The 22,076-nt window shown below is 56.1% G+C and carries 12 protein-coding genes and 1 pseudogene; 7 read left to right on the forward strand and 6 right to left on the reverse strand.

Going from position 1 to position 22,076, the window contains the following annotated elements; translation table 11 throughout:
• Nucleotides 1–153 precede the first annotated feature (153 nt).
• Nucleotides 154–7,434: a hypothetical protein gene (locus AC5STI_RS16055; protein WP_495447343.1), complete on the reverse strand. Its 7,281-nt coding sequence runs from the start codon at nt 7,432–7,434 to the stop codon at nt 154–156.
• A gap of 228 nt (nt 7,435–7,662) precedes the next feature.
• Between AC5STI_RS16055 and AC5STI_RS16060 the strand changes: the two are divergent.
• Nucleotides 7,663–8,761, forward strand: a pseudogene (locus AC5STI_RS16060) (IS3 family transposase); the annotation flags it as partial.
• Between the two features lie 162 nt (nt 8,762–8,923).
• Entirely contained in the window at nt 8,924–9,535 is a 612-nt protein-coding gene (locus AC5STI_RS16065) for a recombinase family protein (RefSeq protein WP_495447344.1), read from the forward strand.
• 79 nt (nt 9,536–9,614) lie between these two features.
• Here AC5STI_RS16065 and AC5STI_RS16070 read toward each other — a convergent pair whose 3' ends face one another.
• The 4 genes from AC5STI_RS16070 to AC5STI_RS16085 all read right to left on the reverse strand — a co-directional run bounded on the left by AC5STI_RS16070 (nt 9,615) and on the right by AC5STI_RS16085 (nt 15,312).
• The gene (locus tag AC5STI_RS16070; RefSeq protein WP_495447345.1) at nt 9,615–9,764 is read right to left on the reverse strand and encodes a hypothetical protein; all 150 of its coding nucleotides are present in this window, start codon (nt 9,762–9,764) and stop codon (nt 9,615–9,617) included.
• 577 nt (nt 9,765–10,341) lie between these two features.
• Complete coding sequence (locus tag AC5STI_RS16075; RefSeq protein WP_495447346.1) at nt 10,342–10,758, reverse strand: PadR family transcriptional regulator; 417 nt, start codon at nt 10,756–10,758, stop codon at nt 10,342–10,344.
• 643 nt (nt 10,759–11,401) lie between these two features.
• The gene (locus tag AC5STI_RS16080; RefSeq protein WP_495447347.1) at nt 11,402–13,288 is read right to left on the reverse strand and encodes a UvrD-helicase domain-containing protein; all 1,887 of its coding nucleotides are present in this window, start codon (nt 13,286–13,288) and stop codon (nt 11,402–11,404) included.
• Nucleotides 13,285–15,312: an ATP-dependent nuclease gene (locus AC5STI_RS16085; protein WP_495447348.1), complete on the reverse strand. Its 2,028-nt coding sequence runs from the start codon at nt 15,310–15,312 to the stop codon at nt 13,285–13,287. The genes AC5STI_RS16080 and AC5STI_RS16085 overlap by 4 nt, the downstream gene beginning before the upstream one ends.
• 315 nt (nt 15,313–15,627) lie before the next feature.
• Between AC5STI_RS16085 and AC5STI_RS16090 the strand changes: the two genes are divergently transcribed.
• Nucleotides 15,628–16,668 carry an IS110 family RNA-guided transposase gene (locus AC5STI_RS16090; RefSeq protein ID WP_495447349.1) on the forward strand — a complete coding sequence of 347 codons (1,041 nt, stop codon included), beginning with the start codon at nt 15,628–15,630 and terminating at the stop codon, nt 16,666–16,668.
• 370 nt (nt 16,669–17,038) lie between these two features.
• On the opposite strand, the gene AC5STI_RS16095 is transcribed toward AC5STI_RS16090, so the two are convergent.
• Complete coding sequence (locus tag AC5STI_RS16095) at nt 17,039–17,617, reverse strand: hypothetical protein (RefSeq protein ID WP_495447350.1); 579 nt, start codon at nt 17,615–17,617, stop codon at nt 17,039–17,041.
• A 180-nt stretch (nt 17,618–17,797) separates the two neighbouring features.
• Between AC5STI_RS16095 and AC5STI_RS16100 the strand changes: the two genes are divergently transcribed.
• From AC5STI_RS16100 to AC5STI_RS16115, 4 genes are all read left to right on the forward strand, one after another.
• Nucleotides 17,798–18,028, forward strand: coding sequence for a helix-turn-helix domain-containing protein (locus AC5STI_RS16100; RefSeq protein ID WP_495447351.1), 231 nt, complete (start codon nt 17,798–17,800; stop codon nt 18,026–18,028).
• A 232-nt stretch (nt 18,029–18,260) separates the two neighbouring features.
• On the forward strand, nt 18,261–18,956 hold the full coding sequence (locus tag AC5STI_RS16105) for a TnsA endonuclease N-terminal domain-containing protein (RefSeq protein ID WP_495447352.1): 696 nt from the start codon (nt 18,261–18,263) through the stop codon (nt 18,954–18,956).
• Nucleotides 18,953–21,094, forward strand: coding sequence for a TnsB C-terminal domain-containing protein (locus AC5STI_RS16110; RefSeq protein WP_495447353.1), 2,142 nt, complete (start codon nt 18,953–18,955; stop codon nt 21,092–21,094). The genes AC5STI_RS16105 and AC5STI_RS16110 overlap by 4 nt, the downstream gene beginning before the upstream one ends.
• Nucleotides 21,087–22,073 (forward strand): ATP-binding protein, encoded by a 987-nt coding sequence (locus AC5STI_RS16115; RefSeq protein ID WP_495447354.1) that lies wholly within the window; start codon nt 21,087–21,089, stop codon nt 22,071–22,073. Before AC5STI_RS16110 ends, AC5STI_RS16115 begins: the two co-directional genes overlap by 8 nt.
• Nucleotides 22,074–22,076 lie beyond the last annotated feature (3 nt).

The raw sequence follows: 22,076 nt of genomic DNA on the forward strand, positions 1-22,076 counted from the left end.
GCGTCGGCGCGGCGAGATCGAAGAAATCCTCGAGGATATTCTTGCCCGTGGCGGCGTCGGCTGCCTGCCGGGTGTCAGGCACCACGTGCAGGGCAAAACCGTTCTTGTCGTGCAAGCCCTTGGGTTCGGCGGTAACGTTCAGCAGATAGCGTGTCATGACAGGCGTGCCCTCGCTTTCCTGAGTTTCTTGGCGCGGTCCTTCAGATCATCATCCAGTTCGACCCCCACGTTCGAGTTCTGCACGGTCACGGATTTCCCATCCCGCAGGCGATAGGTGACCGAGGTCGAGTATTTCAGCTTGAAAAAGCGGGAAACGCGCAGGGTGACGCTGAGCCGCCCATTGGCGTCAATGCGCCCACTTTCGTGATAGGTCATGGCAAGCGCGAGGCGCAGCATGATCGTCGCCATACCCCAGAGGCTGACAACACCATAGATCGCCAATTCCAGCGACACGGACAGACCGGCGTCTTCCTCGCCCTCGTTGGGCAGGTACTTGCGATAGTTCAGGATCACCGTCAGCGTGATGAACACGCCGCCCGAGATCGGGCCGAAGGCAAAGGCCAGGGACGCCGAGCCACCGACACCCGCCGTTATCCGGATGTTGGTCTTGCCGTCGGTGGGCAGGTATTTGACATCCAGCTCGACAAAGCCGGTGCCGCCGATGATGAAGATCGCAAAGACGAACGGCCGCTCGCGGGTCGACAGGTTGAACCGGTTGGCGATGAAGAAATCCGGATAGGCGTTCAGCTGGAAATTGTTCTGGATCGTCAGATCCGTCACCCCGGACGTGCCCGCCGAGACCGGCGGCACCGGCAACGACAGCTTGTGTTCGATGCCGACCGGGATGCCATCCTTTTTCAGGAACGCCAGCCCGCTGTCCCCGAAGTTCAGCCCAAGCCCGTCCAGCACATCCTGGATGAACTGGTAATTCGGGTGCAGCTTGATCTTTTTGGGGTCGATCTTGAAATCCAGCCCGCCGTCTGCGGTATACAGGATGATCACATCCCGAAGCGTCACCATCTGCTGGCCGGCCACCACGGCCTCGAGGTCCGAACGCACCTCGCCGTGTTCGGTGGTGGTCACCTCCTTGGTCTTGGCATCAGCCTCGATCTTGACCCAGGCAATCAGCTGGGGCTTGTTCAGGAAGAAGTTGAACGGCCCCAGCCCGAACAGCTTGGCGCGGTTCGGGAAGGGCAGGTCAAGCTCGGCCTTGACCCAGGCGGTCTTGGCGCGCTTGTCCACGTCATGGGTGATCTTGACGTATTTCTTCAGGTCCCTGAAACTCCCCCCTGCGCCTCCGAAATCCGGCACCATATCCTTGAAATCGAATCCGCCGATCTTGGGCAGAAGATCCTCGAGGTTCAGTTTAGGCAGCAGGGCCTCCACATCGAGATTGGGCAGGTCGAACCCGTCACCAAGGCCGGTCACGGGCAGGTCGAAGTTGAGCGCGCCCAGCCCGTCGCCGAACCGCCCAAGCGACGAAAACGCCGTGGACACGTCGATATCCGGCAGCGAGTCCTTGAACACGGCCAGGACGCGGTCGATGCTCAGGCCCAAGCTGCCGATATCCGGGATCTTGCCGCTGGCAGACACCAGGCGCGCGATGCTGTCGACAAGCTCTTCACCGATATCGGCCAGCTGCGTGGCGGCCTGTTCCGCGTCACGCACAAGGGCGGCCACCCCCCGGGTGACGGCATCACGCATGTGATTGATCGCGTCATCCAGCACCGCGTCAAGGCCACCATAGGCCGCTGCGATATCATCCCCCAGCGCCGCAAGCTGTTTTGCATAGGCCTGGATCCGGGCCTGGATCACACCCCGCAGCGCCATGGCGCCGACGTCGATGGCATCGATCAGCACATCTTTCTGCGCCACCAGCACCGAACACAGCGCCTGGGCTTCGCCCACCAGTTCGCCGCCGACCTGGGCCAGGTCATCCAGCGCGGTCGAAAGGGTGTCTTCGAACGCAGATATCTCGGCGTCGAGGTCTTTGTGCAATTTCGCAAGGTCACCCGCCGGCGCATCAAGGAGCTGGCCCAGATCATCGAACAGCCGGTTGACAAGCTCTGCCTCGATCCGTCGCCGCAACCCATCGGCCATCTTGTCCGAGGCGGCATCGATCTGCGTTTCAACGTTTTCCAGCCAGACATCGGTTGCCCGCTGCGCCTTGCGGACATAGCCCGCGACCTTGGCCGCGCGGCTGGTGATCCACGCTTCGGCATGGGCCAGCAGCGCCTCAAGGAACTTCGGGCCAGGAACGGATTTGACAGCATCGGTAAGTTTGTCGAAAGCTGTTTCCAGCGCGCGGAACAGCTCCTTGAGCGCTGCTTTCAGGCCATCGTCGAGGTCGGAGAGCGCATCGTCACCATCGACCTTTGCCTTCAGTTCTCCCGCCTCCTTGACATGCCCACCAAGCTCTTCGATCAGCGCGGTGACCACCAGCGAAGCCTTGGCCTGGGCCATGTTTGCAAGCGCGCTGGCTTCTGCGCGCAAGGCTTCGACCCGTTTCCTGAACTCGGTCAGCGCCTGCTTCTTATCCGCGTCACTTTCCATGTCGATGGCCGATTGCAGCCGCTCCAGAAGCGTGGTGAGCTCGTCCTTCGGGATGGCGGCATGCAAAGCCGCCCGTTCTGCTCTGGACGTCCCCAGCAGCACACCGGCGACCTGGGCGACGGGGCTGCCGGTCTCCAACTCGGCCCGGGCGTCTTGCAGGACACGGTCGATCACCGCCGTGGCATCTGCGGTCTGGGTCCCGATTTCGGCCGCCAACCGCTGACGGGTCTGGGTCAGGATCGCCGAGGCTTCGGCCTGCAGGTTCGCCAGCTCTTTCGCCAGGCTTTCACGCAGCCGTTCACGCCGGGCATCGGACCAGGGCTTGGTGCTGTCATAGGCGGCGCGGAACGTCGCCACGCGCTCCATCCCACTGGCATAGGCCCGTTCAAGGTCACCTCCCCAATCCGTCACCAACGCGCGGGCATCGGTGACCATGGCACGGACCTTGCCGAACTCTGCGCCCAGGCGTTTAGTGTTGTCTTCCACCCCGGCAAGCACGGTGCGTTCAAGCTCGGACAGATCGTCCTTGAGGTCGCCCGCATCCCCAGCCGCGATCGCCTTCGCAATCAGCGCGCGCGCCTCGGCCGTCATCGAGCCGAGCAACTGGCGATACATCAGCTTCTTGCCCGCAATCGCCGCGACAGCCTTGTCGGCCATCTCGTCGCAAACCGTGCCGTCTGCATTGAGCAGGTCTTTGACGGTTTCGAATTTGTATTTATTTTGCTGGTATTTATCCCGAATAGCCTGAAGGTTTTCGCCAAACAGCGCCTTTTCCAGGGCGTTTGCCCCGGTCGCATTCAGATCGCCGATATTGTCCGCTTCCTGCTTGAGCACCTCAAGATAGGCCTCCAGCGCCTCGCCATCGAACAGGTCTTTCAGGGTCTGCGGATCGCGCTGTTCGAAAGCGTGTTTAAGGGATTCGAACCCGGCGTTTTCCAGCAGGGTCGTAAGCTCTTCGACCGCACGCCGCGTCAGGCGCTGATCCAGCGTCGCAAGGCTGTGCTCTTCGATGAATTGTTCGAAGGCCGCAAGGACATCACCCGAAAGACGCTCGTCCAGCTTGCCTTCCTTGACCAGCGCCAGAAGCTGTTCGAATTTCTTACGGGCCTCTTCGATCTTTTTGATCGGGTCTGGCGCGTTGGTGAAGTCAGGTTCATGGCTGGTAATCTGCCCAAGAAAGTCGCGCAGTGGTTCGCTGGCCAAGACCTGCTCGGCCGAGGGGAGTTTGGCCTCCTTGCGACCGCCCCCCCGCATGAAGGAAAAGCTTTCAAGCGCTGCGAAAACCGGTTTGTCACTACGCGCCGCGTTGACCTTGGTCAGGGCGGAGGACCGCGAAAGACAGTGCGTGAACGCGCCCACGCCCGGCACGAACCGCGATGCGGCGGCGCGGCGGCCGCTGGGGAATTTGCCATCGCCCTTTTCCTGGTCAATGGCCTGTTTGTCCTGTTGCTTGGCCCATGCGCCCAGATTGGCGACATCAAGCCCATCAACCCCGTGCACGGCCGGCCATTTGTCGGTGTCCCGTTCGGCCCTGGCATAGGCGCCGTTGGTATAGAAATACAGCTTGCCCGGTTCGGTCAGCGCCTGCAGGGTCAGGCGTTCGCTGTCTTCGCCCCGCATCGCAGCGGTCACGGTGGGCTTCGGATAGACCACGGGGCGCTGATCCGAGGCAAACCGGTTCCACAGCGGCACGCGCCAGCCATTTTCGCCGACATCTTCAGCCCAGGCGCTGTCGACATTGATCCGGGTGGTGCCAAAGCGCAGCTCGCGCAGCGGGCCGGTAGAGCGGGGATCGACACTGGCGCGATCGGGATAGCCGCGCAACGGCTCTTGCAGGTCGATGAATTCCTCGACCTTGCGTAGGATCGGGCGGCGACTGTCCCCGCCAAGCCCTTCGAACTGATCCGAGGCGGCCGTGGTGCGACGATAGATGACCACGTGTTTGGCCCGGTGGTAAAACGAACCGATACGGCCGTTGACTTCAACCCGCAGACTGGCCAGCCGACCGGCCTCGGTCTCGGTTATGATCGCCAGCGACCCGTTCACGAAACGGGCGGTTTGTACCCCGGTCGTACCGAAGGGGCCGAAGGCAAGGCCTTCGAGATAGCCCAGATCGGACACTGGCGACCGCAGGATCTGTTCCAGGAACGAACGCTGCTCGATCCCCCAGAAGGCGCCGCCGTCCAGTCCGTGATCGGCAATCTTCGGCCCGGTCTTTGGCGGGGCAGGCTCTGGCTTTGCCGTCGGCGGCGTCGGCCGTTTGATGACTGCGCTGCCACGGGCAACGAAATTCAGCCCCTCGCGGAAACTGGCCTGGGTGAACTCGGTCACCCGGCCCTCGATCTGGGTGATGGTCTCGAGGTGTTGGGGGCGTTTGGCAATGGCCTGGGTCAGGCGCTTGAACTGCTTGATCAGCTCTGCCGCGGCACCGTCGACATCGTCGCGCACCAACACCATCCGCCCCATCAGCGTGCCGGTTTCGGCAAGGCGCACCTGCGTGCTCAGCGCGGTGCTGTTCGCAGCCCGTTGCCAGGCGGTGGACAGACCATAGACCAGCTCGGCCGCAAACCCCGCAAGCTCGGCGCCGGGCCCGGCCCGGGTCCAATCGGCAAACAGCGCGCGCGCATTGTGTTCCGGCGTGCGGAAATTGCGCCCCAATTCGGTCGTGTCGATCCAGACCGTGGCAGGGCCGCTCAGGCGACTGCGGATGAACGGATCGCCATCGCCACCAAGGTCAGAGATCAGACGTCGCCCCGGCTTGTCCATGCTTTCGCCGGTGGCGCTGGCGGGCAGGCTGATCGGCACAAGATCACCGCCGGCGCGGAACTGCCAGACGCGCAGATCGCTGTCATAGGTCGCCACATTGCTGGCGGCCTCGGACGCCAGCGCATCCAGGGACGGGCGGCGCAAGCGCATCATCGCGAACGGCGCGCGGGTGACCAGCACATCGTCAAAGTCCGGCGTCCCTTCCGGAGAGGATTCGAACAGGTTCGCCAGCAGGTGATGGTCGTGTTCGGCGCTCAGACGTTCGGTCACCTTCAAAACGAAACGCTGCAATCGCTGCGCCTCGTTTGCCGACCCTTCTTGCGCCGAGGTCACGGGGATCAGCCAGTCTTCGCGCAGCGGGTTGCGATCGCCATGCGGCACATCGCTGGTCACCGGACGCACGGTTTCCAGCGCGATGGGCAGGCTGATCGAGAGCTCATCCCGCTTGTCCCCGCTGAGGCCCGGGCGCAGGATCAGTTTCCCGGTGTCGCTCTGATCCAGAAGCGCGATCCCCTTGTTGTCCACCCCCGCAACACCCAGCAGATCGAGGCTGCCCATGCGTCCCTGTAACTGGGTCATATTGGCGTTACCACCGCCGGACAGCTTGTCGCTGTTCGCCACCAGGTAGGAAATGGCACTGGTTTGCGGGCGATATTTTTTGTCCAGGATTTCCGGGTCGCCGGACAGGACCAGGTTGTAGTCGTGACTGTTTTCTGGCCTTCCATGATGAATGCCGGGAAAAGACACCCCGACAGGCAGGGAGGTTTCTGTTCCAGCTTCAAATTCATTCGTCCCCAGGGTCACGGCCACCGGGGGAACGGCCCCAAGCTCGGGGTCCAGTTCGAAGCTGGCCCCCGTGCCGGGCGCCATCCGCCCGCGCAGGCCAACAGCCACGAACAGGACCACCTTGTCGGCAGGATCATCAAGTTTGATTACGGGCAGGAAGCTCTGCGGTTCGGCCCGGGTGACTGCCAGGGCATCGCGTGCACGCGCCATCCAGGCATTCGCGGCCTTGATAAGGAAGCCACTTTTCGAACCCGTATCGCTTTCCAGCGTCAGCCGACTGGCACATCTGAAAGGCGTTGTGTTGTCAGGATCGGTAACCTGCGCCTCGGTGGCGGTGATGTCGATTTCGGTCATGGCACGCGCGCCCTTCACGGCGCGGAATTTGACGCCAAGCTGCTTGGGAAATTTCCACACCAGAGCACCAAATCCAGATCTGGTGATCCAGGACAACGTTGTGATCCTGACCCCGGTTCCCTCCAGTGCCGGGGACAGGGAAATCAGGTGCGCATCCTTGTTGGACCTGGGCACCTTGTCATTCAACTTTTGGTCGGTCAGGCCCAACGCCTCGACAACATGGCTTGCCCCCACCCGCACGTCCTTATCCAGAACGATGTCCGGGGTGAGGTAATCGTGACCAATGGAAAAATCCCCGAACCTGGGTCCGTTGTCGGTGAATTCTTTTTCGGCGCCGTCAATACCATCGTTCAGGACTTTCAAGAATTTCGGGTGTTGCAGCCAGCCCACCTTGACCGAGGTCGGGTGGTCGGCCCGAAGGTGCAAGACCTCGTGGCGGGTACCGCCCTTGCGGCCAATCCCGGCGGGCATCGGGATGGCCAGTTCGTAAGTGTAGTCAAAGTCCTGGTCGTCCTCCCTGATCCCGAACCAGGACACGACACCACCCACATCTTTCGCAACACAGGGGATACACATGTCCGCGCCAGGGCGGGTGGCGGTCATCGTTTCGGCGTCGATGCGGTCCATCGCCGTGATGCCGTCGAAACGCACGGCCCGCGGGTCGGCCTGCTGGGGTTTGCTGATGTCAAAGCTCAGCCCGTCAATCTGCCCGTTGCCGGCCTTCTGCAATAGGTCCCAGACCTTGGCGTGCTCGGCGTGCCAGTTGGGCATATCCCCGGGGTCGTCAGGCGGTGCTTGCTCGGCCACCTCGGCGCTGCGCCAGCGCAGAAACGTGCTGGATTGAACGCTGGAGGCGGACTCGCGCATGTCGACGACCTCCAGCGTGCCATGCGGCAGCTTCATATCGGGTTTGCCGTCGTTGGTGACGACAAAGCCACCATGGAACCGAAAGAGCAGCCGGTGTGCGCGTTCCATTCCCAATCCTCCCGTCAGTTGCCCGAGGCGAATCGGACGCAATCAGGGGGAATCATGCGCGGCTTGCGTGAGCTGAGCGTTAACTCATTGTCAAAGCGCGGCTTTCACCGGGACGAAGGCAGATTGCGAATTTCTTTACTGTCTGACGTCAGCGCCCGCCGGACAAATTTAAGGGTTTGAGCAACGGAGGATTTCTGGTTCATCGAAGCCATTAAGGAGCGAAGATGAACAACGAAAGTCAAGGAGCTGTGGTCGGAATCTGCCGCGCTGAAGGAGGTGGTTGCTGAGCTGACGCTTGAGAACCGGCTTCTCAAAAAAGCATGATCGGGGATGGGGAGTTCGAAGAATGAGATACCCAGCCTCTGAGAAGCTTGAGATCATCCGCACGGTCGAGGCTTCGCATCTGCCGACCCGGCAAACACTGAAGATGCTGGGTATTCCTAGCAGCACTTATTACGACTGGTATGCCCGGTGGAGCGATGGTGGTATCGATGCGCTTACCGATCGCTCTCCCCGGCCAAGGTCGGTCTGGAACCGCATTCCGGACCAGGTCCGCAAGGATGTTATCGACTTTGCGCTGGAGCACGAGGATCTGACGCCCCGGGAACTGGCGGTCAAATACACCGATGAGAAGCGTTACTTCGTCTCGGAATCCTCGGTTTATCGCATGCTCAGCGCCGAGGATCTGATCACGGCCCCAGCCCATGTGGTGATCTGCGCGGCGGATGAGTTCAGGGACAAGACGGTGCGTCCGAACGAACTCTGGCAGACCGACTTCACCTACCTCAAGGTCATCGGCTGGGGATGGTTCTATCTCAGCACCATCCTCGACGATTACAGCCGCTACATCATTGCCTGGAAGCTCTGCACCACGATGAAGGCTTCGGATGTCACCGACACGCTGGAGTTGGCACTGGACGCTTCGGGCTGCAACAGCGCGACCGTCGTGCACACGCCGAGGCTGCTCAGCGATAACGGTTCGTCCTACGTCGCCGCCGATCTGGCCGACTATCTCGATGAAAAACGCATGGATCACGTTCGCGGTGCGCCGCACCATCCGCAAACCCAGGGCAAGATCGAACGCTGGCACCAGACGATGAAGAACCGGGTTCTCTTGGAAAACTACTTCCTGCCCGGCGATCTGGAACGCCAGATCAACGCGTTTGTCGATCTCTATAACAACCGTCGTTATCACGAGAGCTTGGACAACTTGACGCCCGCCGACGTCTATCACGGTCGAGGCGCAAAGATCCTGAAAATGCGAGAGGAGATCAAGAAACAGACAATCAGAAAACGCAGGTTGCAGCACCAAGCCGCTGCCGCCTAAACTCAAACAGAAACCGAACCAGAGCCTCCGTTACAAAACGGCCCAAGTTCTCCGGAAAACTCTGACGACAGACAGCTTGGGTTCCAATAATGTTCAAGCCAGTTGCGCCCAACAAGCGTTCCATCAATACTCAGGAGGATTGATTTAGGATGTAGTAAAAGCATGACCGATTCCCGGAAACTCGTGGGTTATGCCCGTGTTTCGACTTCTGAGCAGAACTTAGAAAATCAGATTGAAGCGCTAGAGCATTTCGGGGTTCCTCGTGACCTGATCTACACCGACAAAATGAGCGGCGGCGCGATGAAGAGGCCGGGGTTGCAGGAAGCTATGCGGATGGCACTGGCTCTCAAGGGTGACTTCTGTGTGTGGAAATTGGACCGGCTCGGAAGAACAACAATGGGCATCCTTAGCACCATTCAGCTCTTCGAAAATAACGGCGTCACATTGGTTAGTGTGACTGAGCCTCTGGACCTTTCAACGCCAACCGGAAAACTCTTAGTCACTCAGCTGGCCAGCTTCGCAGAGCTTGAACGCAACCTAATCCAAGAGCGCACTATGCGTGGTTTGGAGCGGGCGAAGGCCGAAGGGCGAATACCAGGGCGGCCTGAAAGCATGACGGATGAGCGCCGAACGCGTGCAATTGAGATGCTAGGCGAGGGCACCACCACGCTGGCAATATTGGCTGAATTGAAGACGATGCCGGGGCCAACGATTAACCTTTTCACTATTTTGCGCCGCCTCTTCGGTCTTTCGAAGCAGGAAGCAAAAAAATAGAGTCCAACTAAGGAGCAACTTCGTGCAACGCGGTTTAAAGGAGACATTCGCGGACTGAGAAAGAAATGCCAGACATTGCTCAGATGGCAAACATTGCAAAGTCCTCTCTCTGCGCATTGCGGTCGTTGGCGCGGAGCGCAGCATTCGGCGCTTCGGGCTCGAAGTCCGATTTCGCCGCGCGCGGCGCGGAGGTCTGTACCAGGGCTACGAACGACAGCGCATCAGCCAAGAACGAGGAAGCTCAAGAGTTTGCCCCACTTTACCGATGGCCGGTTCCGAAGCGCGCACGCCAAGGTGATTGCGGCACCGGCATTCGGCGGCTCCGAGCCCTCATCGGTCATTTGCCATCGTGACGGCCTTAGCCGGTGCAGCATGACGAAATCTGCGCACTGCCGACATTCAGCTTTTACATGCGCCATGCAGCACCCTTCGGGTGTCGAACGTTAAAAGGCGCCCCTTACGGAGGGACGCCCTTTGAAACTCGGTTATCAATTTAGGTGCAGCTCAAAATCTACATGCTGCAATTTGAATGTTATGAACCGGCAGTCATGATCCGGAAGAGCCATCCTGCCCAAGAGAACCCGCGCCGCCCTGTCGCGAGGGCATAGTTTACTGTTTCTTGCCTGGCGATTTCTTTTGCTCGTTTCTCGCCCCGGATCTGGGCCTGATCAAGACAGGTTCCTTGCTGCCTGGCCCTTGTCCGTTCTTCTTGTTGAACCCTGAGGTAACGTCGATAGAAATTTTCCTGCAGGTCTTGCCGTTCTGAGCTTGGCCATGTCGCAGTAGCGATAAGGGCCATCACATGTTTAGGCGGGCGCGCCAGGTGGAATTGGCGGTGTTTCTTCGTAGACATTAGTAGTTCCTTGTACTGTGGTTGAGCGCACGTTGAATTGAACCAATTGCAGGGTGCGCGTTCCTGAATTGGTCAGATGGTAAAATTTACGGGGGCGGCCTCGACCGCTTCCTTTTACCGGCTCAGCGGCTTCGATGAGACCACGGGTCTCCATCCGCTTAAGTGCCATGAACACTTGCCCATCCGATGGGATGTCCTGGCCGGACGCAGACCGCAGCGATTGTGCGATGCCTGCGCTATACGCCTTTTCGGGCGTATTTCTGATTGTGGTAAGGATCTCGTGCTGCATCTCGCCAATCACCGGTTCGCCGCCTTTTTCAGGGCGGCCTAACCGGAGCAGCGATTTGGTGCCTTTCACTTCCTTGATCATTTTGTCATCTCTCTATCTCTGACTCCTTTTGGTGGGTCGAGGTTGCTAGCCTCGGCCCGTTTTCTATATGGATGGAAGTGGTGGAATATTCAAGAAGTGGTGGAATAAAAATTCCCTTATCGCTGATGGTTGGGGTTAAGTATTTGTTTTAAAAAAAGTTTATTTCAATGTGAAGCCACAGCCAGCGCGACCCTATGGCCTAGGCCAATGTTCGGAAATTCCGGCTCCTGTGGAAGAGTTCGATGAGGTGGAACATCACATGCGGCCACGGCTCTGGCTTACAGGGTTGCCCGAGGGGGAGGGGAGCGTCCTCACCCTGACGGCCAGTGGCGTTTGGCTTGTCCATATCCCGCTGGCCTTACAAAAAGGGCGGCAGGTTCACCTGCCACCAATCGAGCCGTTCATTAAGGGGACAGAGAAAGCTACCGATGAGCCCGCAACCGCCGCTGTTAAGACCGTTCACTTTGCTGCCGCAGCAGATCGGTCGGAGCCCTCTGCCGTCATTACCCTGGGTGCAGTCCTTCGCTGGCGCAGCACGTTGATCACAGTCCAAAACGGACATGAGCGTTCCTCCCTTCCCGGCGGAGAGCAGTCTTTCACTGCTAGCGCATAGATCTCACAGCGCGCTAAAAAACTACTCCCTTTACGGAAATGCTTTGATGTGTGGAACGCCTGCTCGTGTGAGTAGATCATAGAGCGGCTTAACCTTTGAGATCGTTCCATGACCTCTAGTAAAGAACACTCTTTGCTCTGCCCGAGAGACGGCAACAAAAAAGGTCAGGGCCTCCTCATTCATATCCGCTTTATAGTAAAATGAACTATCTTTTAACGAGAAGAATACGATCGTGTGCGCCTCCAGCCCTTTACTTTTATGAACTGTCATTAGACGAACTTGGTCGACGCCTTGATATCTATCGACAATTTCCTGCCAAGTCTTGGCTCCATTTGAACACTCAGCAAGAAATGCTGCGATGCCGTTTTTGATTTTTTTAACCCGTGAAGGGTTCTTGTATTCTTGGGCCAACCTTCGCAGCTTGTCTTCTCCGAGTTGCGCCGTTATCAACTTCACTAAGTTATCCCACGAGAATGAACCGTCGGATGACGTGGCTAAGTCGTTAAAAGCCTTTGTCGCTTTTCGCAATGTTTGCTCAAGTCCAAACTGCTCCGCGCTTCGTTCATTCACTGAACCATGCGAAGTTGACATCAATTGAATAAGGTCGGGATAGGCTCGATTTCGACGATCACCGGTTGCCACTTGAATAAATAGAATAACTGCTTGGGCTAGAGGTTCTGAAGACAAGTCTTGTAACGAAATTCCACTCTCGCCAATGGTTCGTGCTTCATTCCTAAGAGCTAAGCCTTTTTGTTCAAAAGCAGCTCTAAGGCCATCATTCTCGTGCTCATCAGCCTTCTGCCTCACCAAAACAATAAAATCACTGGCGCTTAAGCTGTTATTCTCGATCTCATGGGAAATGAATTCAGCAAGACCTTTACGCTCGTCATCGTCGCTTGGAAACTGGATTACGCCATCAGAAACTGTGGGTATTGGATCGGTCGCTTTCGAACATTTGACAGAGATTGAGTTTGGCTCAATTGCGCTGGCCATTGAGTTTACGATGTCCACAATCCTTTGATTGGATCTAAAGTTAGATGCCAGAGCCACATCTTGAGCGTTAAAGTCTCTAGAGAATTGGCGGAACCTTTCAGTTGTCGCTCCTGCAAACGTCATAATCAGCTGCTTATTGTCCCCAACGGCAGTTAAAATTGACTTGGATGCACTAAATATTTCTTTCATTAATGCATACTGGGACAAGGTAGTGTCTTGGAACTCGTCCAAGAAGACGTGGGAGTAACTGTTAAGAAACGCGCTCTTTATTGGCGAGTTGTGGTGGATTATTGTGTGTGCAAGCGTCTTAACCATATCAAAGGTAAGAGTTTGCGGAGTTCTTGAGAGCTGATTTGTCCACCAGCCAAGTGTCATAGCTTCAACGGCTGATGCTGGCTCCGGTCTACTCATTGGGAAATATGACGGCGTTTTGCCCAAGTAAGCGTGACCATTTTTTACAGTGTCTTGATGAAAGGTCTCTCTACTGAAAGGTTCCTTCAAGTTGGGTCTATCACCAAACTCCTTCCAGACTCGCCAGTCCGGAAATGTAATTTCATAGTTGCGACTAGGCTGAATCCAGTCAGGCAGCCCCTCACGAAAGCGGTCCAAAATTCCTTTTGCAAATGCGTCATAGGTATAAGAATCGAAACGTCCTGAAAGCTCTGGTCCCACCCGCTTTGCGACACGATCCTTCAAGTTCTTTGCAGCGTCACGCTTAAAACTTATGGCCAAGATTTTCTTCGGGGCGGGACAGGTGTTTGTCTGCAGTAGAAATGCTGCCCGTTGCGCAAGAAGTTCCGTTTTTCCTGCCCCTGGTCCTGCTTGAACAGCTTGAGATACGTGACTGCGAACGACACCTAAGCTGTCTTGATCAAGTTGGATGCCATCGCTTGGGCACCATTCTTCCGACAGAAGTACCTTCATTCGCCAGCCTGAGTATCAAGGGAAACACCGAGGCGAACCGCACAATCCATGAAAAGGTTTTGAAGTTCCACTGGGCAGGCCGCTTTTAGCTCGATGTCTGACAATAAAGACATAGCTTCAATATGAGAAACCGGCTTGCTGCCTTTAATAAAGAGATCGTCGTAGATCGCCAGCTGAGTTGCTGTTGGCGGGGGCGTATTGGTATAATCTGATAGGCCACCTCCCGCCTTGCCAAAAACGCTTTTTTCATAGTCTTGCGCGTTCAGCTCAGAGGTTTTTGTAACGCTTGAAATTGATTGGTATTGTTGCGGGTATGCCTTTAACATCATCATGTCGAGATCGAGAGGCAGAGAGAAATGAACGCCCTGCCTTTTTAACCATTCGTAGCGGGCTGTAATCTCGGTTTGCGGCATGGTTCTCCAATCGGTTGTATCTGGTGGCATCGCATTCGGATATACTGTGCCAACTTGAGACAGTTGATCAGTCACATATTTGAGGCGCAATACGCCGGCATTGTAGCGCCCATAATCGTAGTCCAATAACGTCACGTAAGGGATATTCAGATCATTTAGGAGCTTCCAGAAATGATTAACGTGGCGACCACCTAAAGGAACGAAGGCAACAAACGCAGGGTCCAAATCCAACTGTGAATCAAATGCTTTTGCCATTCTTGGAAGCACTATTTCTTCGGAGCGTCCTTCGCCCAGAACAACCAACTTTGCAAAGTATAGCTCGGGGTTTGAGCGAACAGCTTCATAGATATATTTGTATCTCTCATCCGTCTTAGCGGGGAGGGTAATATTTCTTGCATATGATACTCGCTTTTTCTCATCATGACGCATATATCGAATTTTTTCCGGATCAATTCTCCGGATTGCCCCCGCGGAATGTGACGTCAATATCCCCATTGCGCTGTCATTCGCGCACAAAGAGGAAATCAGTGCTATCATTCTGGACAGATAAAACGGCGAAAGATGATTTTCGGGCTCTTCAAGCGCAATGATCGTGAGCCAAGGTTTTAGCTCTGGGACATCACGATACCCTTCAACTGACTTTCCAATATGGCGCTCATTAAGCTGAATGATACTTGCGACAATTGAAATGTATAGAAGTGATGCCTGGCCCTCACTCAGATCCTCGATCGCATATTCTGCGCCAGATTCAGATGGGCTCAACTTCAATGTCAAAACGCGAAGAGCCTTGTGAATTTCTTGCGCGAGTATGCTAAGTTTGGCTTCCGAATATAGATCACCCTTGAACAGCTTTCCCCAGTTTTTCGTCAACTCGCTCACAACGCCGTTCACGGCAGGAAGATCGTCAAAAACCTTTTGCAGCTCGGTCCGCTGGATTTCAAGTTGCTCTTTCCCAGAGGTTAGATCTCCAAACCTTTCGAGCCAAACAAGGAGCTCTTTCATTGCGTTCTTCACTACGGCAGAATTATTTCGCGTCGCGGGTAAGTACTTCAACTGGATCCGTCTGCGTTGCGCTGCGGGCATAGGGATTTTGGCTATGTCGTCGTCGCCAAATGGAACATCTTCAGTTGTTGTGACCCAATAAATTTTTTGATCAATGTCGTCTTCATCGATTCCAAATTCCCAATTGGCCTCAAGCCTAATTCTAGCTTGTAGGGGCAGCCCTGGCCCGGCGCATGACATTGCGTGGAATGTCTCGACCGAGACATCAAGCCCGGTGCCGGTGCCCCCCCCGGCGACATTAGTTAGCTCGGGAAAGTCCAGTATGGCCTCTATGTAAATCTCCCTACTGGAGACAACGGGATTGGCCTGTGTATCATCGCTTTGAGCGCCAAGACCAGGAACTTCGCCAGCGCCAAAGTGTACGTCATCACGCCTGAGGCTTCGTTCAGCGGATGTGCTTCCGAACAGCCTTTGAAGGGCCTTTAAGACGGTCGTTTTCCCACTGCCGTTATCTCCAATGAAAGCCGTCATCTCTGGGTTGAGACTAATGACCTCTTCCTCGTCCCCAAAGCAACGAAAATTCTTAAGTCGTAATTCCCTAATATACATTGAGTACATCCACACGCTTCAACCCATACTTGAGTATGCGAGTCGGCTGTCGATGGGAAGGTCAAACTGCAATTTCAAGTACTTCGCCGTCAAAGGTCACTTGCGCTCCGCAGCATTTTAAGTGGTGTACAAAGGCCGCTCTGGGTCGGATGCTACACTTTGAAGAGTCCGCTTTCTGCGCAGTGCGACTGCCCCAGGTCGTTCTTGCTGCGCCTGCAGCGAACGACATGATGTGTTTGCGGCGGCCGCTCTCCTAGGGCGAACGAGGTCCGATAAGATCGGCCTCAGTAAAACCAGCCGTGAAGGAGAACGACCATGTTGCATTATGTTGGTCTGGACGTGTCCGTCAAATCCGTGTCGATCTGCGTTGTCGATGGAGATGGCGAGGTGCTTGCGCGGGGCGAAACCAGTTCGGATCCGGACGAGATTGCATCGTTTATTTCGGAACATGCCGCCAAGCCCGAGCGGATCGTGCATGAGAGCGGCATCCTGGCCATCTGGCTCACCCGTGAACTGGAGAAACGCGGCCTTCCGATCATCTGCATTGATGCGCGCCTGGCACACAAGGCGCTGTCGGGGCGGATCAACAAGTCCGATACCGGTGATGCCGAAGGGCTGGCGCATCTGGCCCGCACCGGCTGGTTCAGCCGGGTTCACATCAGAAGTGAAGCGTCGGAGCGGGTTCGCGTTCTTATTGGCGCACGGGAGCGCCTGATCAGGATGCGCAAGGACCTGGAGGCGCATGTTCGCGGTGTGCTGAAGATTTTCGGGAACTGCATGGGGCCAGTAGGCCGGGCAAACCTGCGGCAGGGCTTCCGCGACCAGCTCGCAGAGGCAGGCCAGACCGACCCGGCGCTCGGCGTGATGGCCGGCATGTTCATCCCGATCCACAGGGCCCTGTGCGCAGCCGCGGAAGCGATGGATGAAGATCTCAGAATCATCGCGCGCCAAAGCGGCCTTGCCCGCCGCCTCATGACCGTCCCGGGCGTTGGACCTGTCGTGGCTCTGTCCTTTATCGCTACCCTCGACAATGCGGGGCGTTTCCGGAGATCGAGGGATGTCGGCGCCTTTCTCGGCCTCACTCCGCGGCGGCACCAATCCGGAGACATGGACTGGTCCGGCCGGATATCAAAATGCGGAGATCGTGACCTGCGCAGACTGCTCTACTCCGCAGCCACCACTTTAATCACCCAGGTCAGAAAGCCATCACAGCTGCGCGCCTGGGCCAAGAGGCTGCAAGATCGAAAAGGCTTCAAGAAAGCTGCTGTCGCGGCATCCCGAAAACTCGCCGTCGTCATGATGTCCATCTGGCGCGATGGCACAGTCTTTGAACCGGAAAGGGAGCTCATAATCTGACATCCAACGGAGACCCCGCCCACCAGAGAAAGGGCGGGTTCAACGTCCTTCGGGACGGAGGCAGATCAAGCCAGTCGTAAGCTGCTGAAGGTGCGTGCTGCTCACTTCGCGAATGACATTCTGGCTGGTCAGCTCCCGGACGCCATCAGGAAGCGGAAACACCGACTTCGTAGAGAACCAAGACCCCGAACGGCAATAGACCCGCACTTGACGCTTCTGCAAACAGAGAGCAGCAACGTTCCGTAATACGGTTCTTCGGCCTTCAGAAAGGCTGCACGATACACGAACGGTGGCAGTATGAAAGCTGCACTGCGGCATTCGACCAGGCTTTGCTATGCTGACCATGAGCTAGCCTGCCTAGCAGTTTGTGCTATGGAGGTTTGGCTCCACCGGGTATTGATCCGCTGTGGGAAAAAAGCTGGAAAGTTTTTAGGTGATGAACTTGTTGCTGCAACTTCGCCGCAGTTTCCCAGTGGACTTTCAGAGCCTTTGCAAATCTGTTGACCGTTCTGGTTTGTTGCCAGAGATTAAACAGTTTCTTGGTAGGAATACGAGGCCTCCGCCGCCCGGGCCACACATCTAACCCGTTGTCGTTAAACATTTTTGACAGAGTTTCTGGCTTCATTCCGTTCTCTCTAGCGATTTCTGCACAAGTCACGCCCTTCAGATAATTTTTGTACAGCCGCTGGACATAATCGACGCGAGCGATTGACAGCATTCTTCTCGCCAGCAACGGGCTGATGCCAAAGATACCTGCAAGATCTTTGATACTGGCACATTCCTCAAATGCCGCAGCGATTTGGCTGCGGGAATATGGAACCCATCCTCCGCACCCGTTGCAGACATAGATGCGCTGCTTGCCGCCAAGGTTTGCTTGAAAGACTCTCTTTGACACTTCTACAGAACGCTCCGGTTTACCTGTCGGCTCCAACGCCGCGTCGGCGCTCATCGCGGTCTCATGTCATCAAGAAACTTCTGAGCCGTCAAACGTAGGATTTTGGATTTTTGAGGGGGTGAAGTGTAAATAATTGAGAAATAGTAGGAAAATTTGGGACTCGGGTTGGGAGCCCTGATATTCAAGAAGCAACTGGATTAGGTCGGAATACTTAGCTTGGCACTTCCTTTAGTTGTGGATCTGAAGAAGCATGAGCGGATCAAGTGCGAGCTGAGGATATCCGGCAGTTCCCTTGCTCAGTTGAGTCGGGAACTTGGGCTTTCAATCAGTTCTGTTTCCACGGTGTCACAAGGGTACCGGCGGTCCCATCGCATCCAGAAAGCAATTGCCGAGAAACTTGGGCAAGCCCCGGAAGACCTTTGGCCAGAACGGTATGAAACAGGGGGGGAAATACGGATGAAGTAGAAATTTCACGATACGGAAAAAGAGTAAGGCCCCGGCAGTTGCTACCTGCCAAGGCCTTTGAAATAGTATCGATCTGAAACCGATACACCTTCTTCCCCCGGCGCAGGCTCAAAGTCAACTGTTTCGTTGCCATTCCCGGCACCGGAGAGGCTTGGCTTTGTCAATCGAGACCTCTGAAAGAAGGCTGAGCCCTCGTGCGCGCCAGAAGGCGTGCATGACCTCTGAAACATGTATGAAAGACGACTATTGGCATCAGAAATGGCAATCATCGCCTCGTCCAAGCCGACGCACACGCCGAGCAGCCAACCGCTCCAAGGCAAGCTCACTAGGCGGGACCGTAGTGCACTTGCCAGGACGCCGGCACCCAATCATCATCTATTTTGAAAGCAAGCTTGAACAACGCGTTCTGTTTCTCTTGCTGGCAAACTCTAATGTGGTGGATATTTGGGAACAACCTCCGTTCATCACCTATGTCAATGACCAAGGTAAACGGAAACAGCATTTTCCTGACTTCCTTGTAACCCTCAAATCCGGCCTCACACTGGCCGTTGCAGTAAAACCCTCAAAACTCGTCAGGAGGAACGGTTTTGTCAGGGAATTGCAGTGCATTCGACATGCGATGCAGGAAGGCTATGCTGACGATATCCTGCTGATTACAGATCAGGATTTCACGAAGGCGGAAGCCCTGAACGCTGAACGGTTCCATGAGTTCTCAAGGTCTAGGAACGCGGCTGTTATCGCCCGGCTGCAACAGATCGTTCGGGAAACAACCTTCCCGGTGAGCATCCAAGAGCTTTCTAGTCAACTTGGAGCAGGTGGAGCGGGTTTCAGGGCGATCTTCGTTGCAATTTATGAAGGCCTGCTATCTGCCGACAAGACCCAGCTTATCAGCCTGGACACAACCGTTTGCGCAGGAGGTGAACAATGATTTCTCGCATGCGGGTTTCTTCCAACGACCGCCTTTCGGTGGATGGCTGCAGTTTTCGGCTTGTTGCGCTAGACGGGTTTGGCTGCTCTTTCGAGTCTGCAGATGGTTCCGGCAAAACGGTGTCCTACACCTATGCAGAGATGCGTGAAGTGCTGAGGCGGCCGGAAGTGATTTTTGATCCGGGATACTACCTCCCAGGGAGGGTCAGTGCCCGAAGAAAGTCAAATGCGGAGATCGTTGGCAGCCTGCCGGAAGCTGTACAGTCCGAAGTGCTATGGCGGCATGCCTATGTTGAAGTTTTCCTGAAATTGGAACTGCAGCAGGAAGTGAAACGGGTTGATAGCTCGATTGCTGCGGCGCTGCCGAGAATGGAAATGCACGTGAACAAACAGGCGCGTGCGGCGCAAAGCAACTGGTCAAATCCGCGAGCAGGGAAGAAGAACCAGTACCGTGATCCGCCTTGCCCGAAAACGCTTCGCAGTTGGGTGACAAGGTTTGAGCAGGCAGAGTTCTCTCCATTGGGATTGATCCCAGGCACCCACCGGTCGGGGAACCGAAACGCAAGATTCTGCCTGGAATCCACCCGGCTTTTAGGGGAATGCCTTGGGGCCTATCTCAGCCTGCAGAGGTTAAACAAGAAGAACGTGGCGCAGCTGTGTGCCGAACGCTTCAAGCAAGTGAACAAGCTGCGCAGGCAGGAGAGTAAGCCGGAACTGGCTGTACCATCCCGACGGAAAGTCGAACGGGCGATTGCCAAGCTTGATCCTTATTACACCTGTGTTCAGCGCTACGGCATTGAGCAGGCGAACAGGAAATTTATACTGTACGAGGAGGGCATCGCCGCCAGCTATCCTATGGAACGGATAGAGATCGACGAGTGGTGTGTGGATCTGATCACGATACTGTCTGAGCGCGGTGCTTTGGATCATCTCAGCGGCGAGGAGTTGGCGTTGCTGGAGCGGGGCCGCCGCTGGCTCTATCTGGCCATCGATTGTGCCACGCGCTGCATTGTTGGTATGCGGCTGGCTGAGACACCGAACGGCAGGGACGCTCTTGCAGTATTGTCTGACGTGACAAGGGAGAAGTCAGATCTCGCGGTTGCGGCCGGATGCAAGTCCACATGGCACCACTGTGGCGGGCTGAGTACAGTTGCGACCGATTTGGGGGCGGCGTTCGTAGATGACCTCTTCAGGACCGCAGTCTTTGAGGCTTACGGAACGCCGGAAACGCCACCTGGTGGTCTTGCTCACCTGCGGGGCCGGGTTGAGCGGATCTTTGGAACATTCGGAACAACTCTCGTTCCCCATTTGGCGGGGCGCACCTTTTCGGATCCGAAAGAAAGGGGTGACTATCCCTCGGTGGAAATGGCTTCGATATCCGACGACGCGTTGATGCAGATGCTGACCCTCTATGTTGTTGACGTCTACCACAACACGCCGCATCGCGGGCTGAATGGGGAAACGCCCAATAATTGCTGGAAAAGACTGTCTGAAAAAATGGGCGTAGTTCCGGACTTGGCCGAGACGACCAGGCGCCGGGCATTCGGTATCCGGTACAATCGCCGTGTCTCCGGCAAAGGTGTGGCGCTCTTTGGGATAGACTACGCCTGTGCAGCCCTGCGCGAGTTCCATCTGCACAGCCATGAAACCCATGTTGATATCAAAGCTGACCTCAATGACCTTGGATGGATCATGGTCCAGATCGGGCAGGAGTGGTTTGTTGCCAACGCACTTCAGAAATGTTTCGACGGGATCTCCTATGATCAATGGGAGGCGACGGCGCGCGAATTGAGGTTGAGGCATCGTACGGAGGCGGCCATTCACGAGCAAACTGTTTCCAAGGCGCTCAACGCAATTCTGGAAATCAATGCGGCCGAGCAGAGGCGGTTCGGTGTAGCCCTGAAACGTTTGACACCTGGCGGTCTCCGGAAGGCTAAAGAGGATCTGTTTCTGGGGCTGACAATCCTGCCAGAAGAAGATGAGGCATTCAGTTTGCCTGCTGGAGAGGGCCTGATGGGTCACGTTATTCGCCCTTCTTCCGGAAACACGGACGGTTCAACGCATTCTGAAGATGAACCGGATACAGACGAATCTGAAAATCAGCCACGCAAGAAACGCTGGAGGTTTGACGATGAATGAGCTGTGCTCAGGTCCGGTCAGCCAAGTTGACGAATTGATTGCCTTGCTGCGCTGCCGGTTCATCCATCATGAGGCCTTTGAGGACCTGCAGGAGCAATTTGACCGGCAGCTGCGGAGACGCAGAGCAGCGATCTCGCTTGGCAACCGCATGGAAGCCCGGTGCATTGCAATTCTGGGGGCTTCTGGCAGTGGCAAAACCACTGCCACAGATAGGCTTTTCGAAGGCCGTCATGATCTGATCCTGCCAGATGCGGGAGAGGACACCGCCGAAGTCATCCGGCTTCAAGTGCCGTCTCCGGCGACGCTCAAGTATGTCGGCTCAACGATGCTTTCGGCGCTTGGCTACCCGTTAGAGAGAGACAAATCCGCAGGCATCATATGGGACCAGGTCCGGCAGTTCCTGCACAGGCGCAGGACGCTGTTCGTCCATCTCGATGAGGCTCAGGATCTCTATACAAACAAGGGCAGCAGTACGCGCAATGACGTAGTCAACACCCTAAAAATCCTTATGAACAACAAAGCCTGGCCCGTTGGTCTGATCTTGTCAGGGACGCCGGATCTGGCTGCAATGATCAACTCCGATATCCAGCTGAAACGGCGGACAGATGTGATCAATCTGGATGCAGTGACTTGGGCGTCTCACGGAGCTGATGTGCGAGATCTCTTCGAGGGGTTTGTTGCCCAATCGGGCCTGATAGCTGACGAAGAACTAGCAGACGACGCGTTTTTGAAGCGGCTCGTCCATGCAAGCGGGAACGAGTTCGGGCTGACGATCGATATGCTGCTTTGCGGTATCGAGGAAGCGCTCTACTCAAGTGTGCAACAATTGGGCCTAGGGCATTACGCTGAGGCATTTCGCCGGAAGGCGGGATGCATCCCTGCCTTCAATCCTTTCCTAGCTACAGACTATCTTTCTATCGATGTCCGCCGGGTGATGGGAGGTCAGGGTGTTCCTCAATCGCAAAGGAAAGGGGAATAGCGG

This window comes from Leisingera sp. CC-HEC096 (assembly GCF_059429235.1).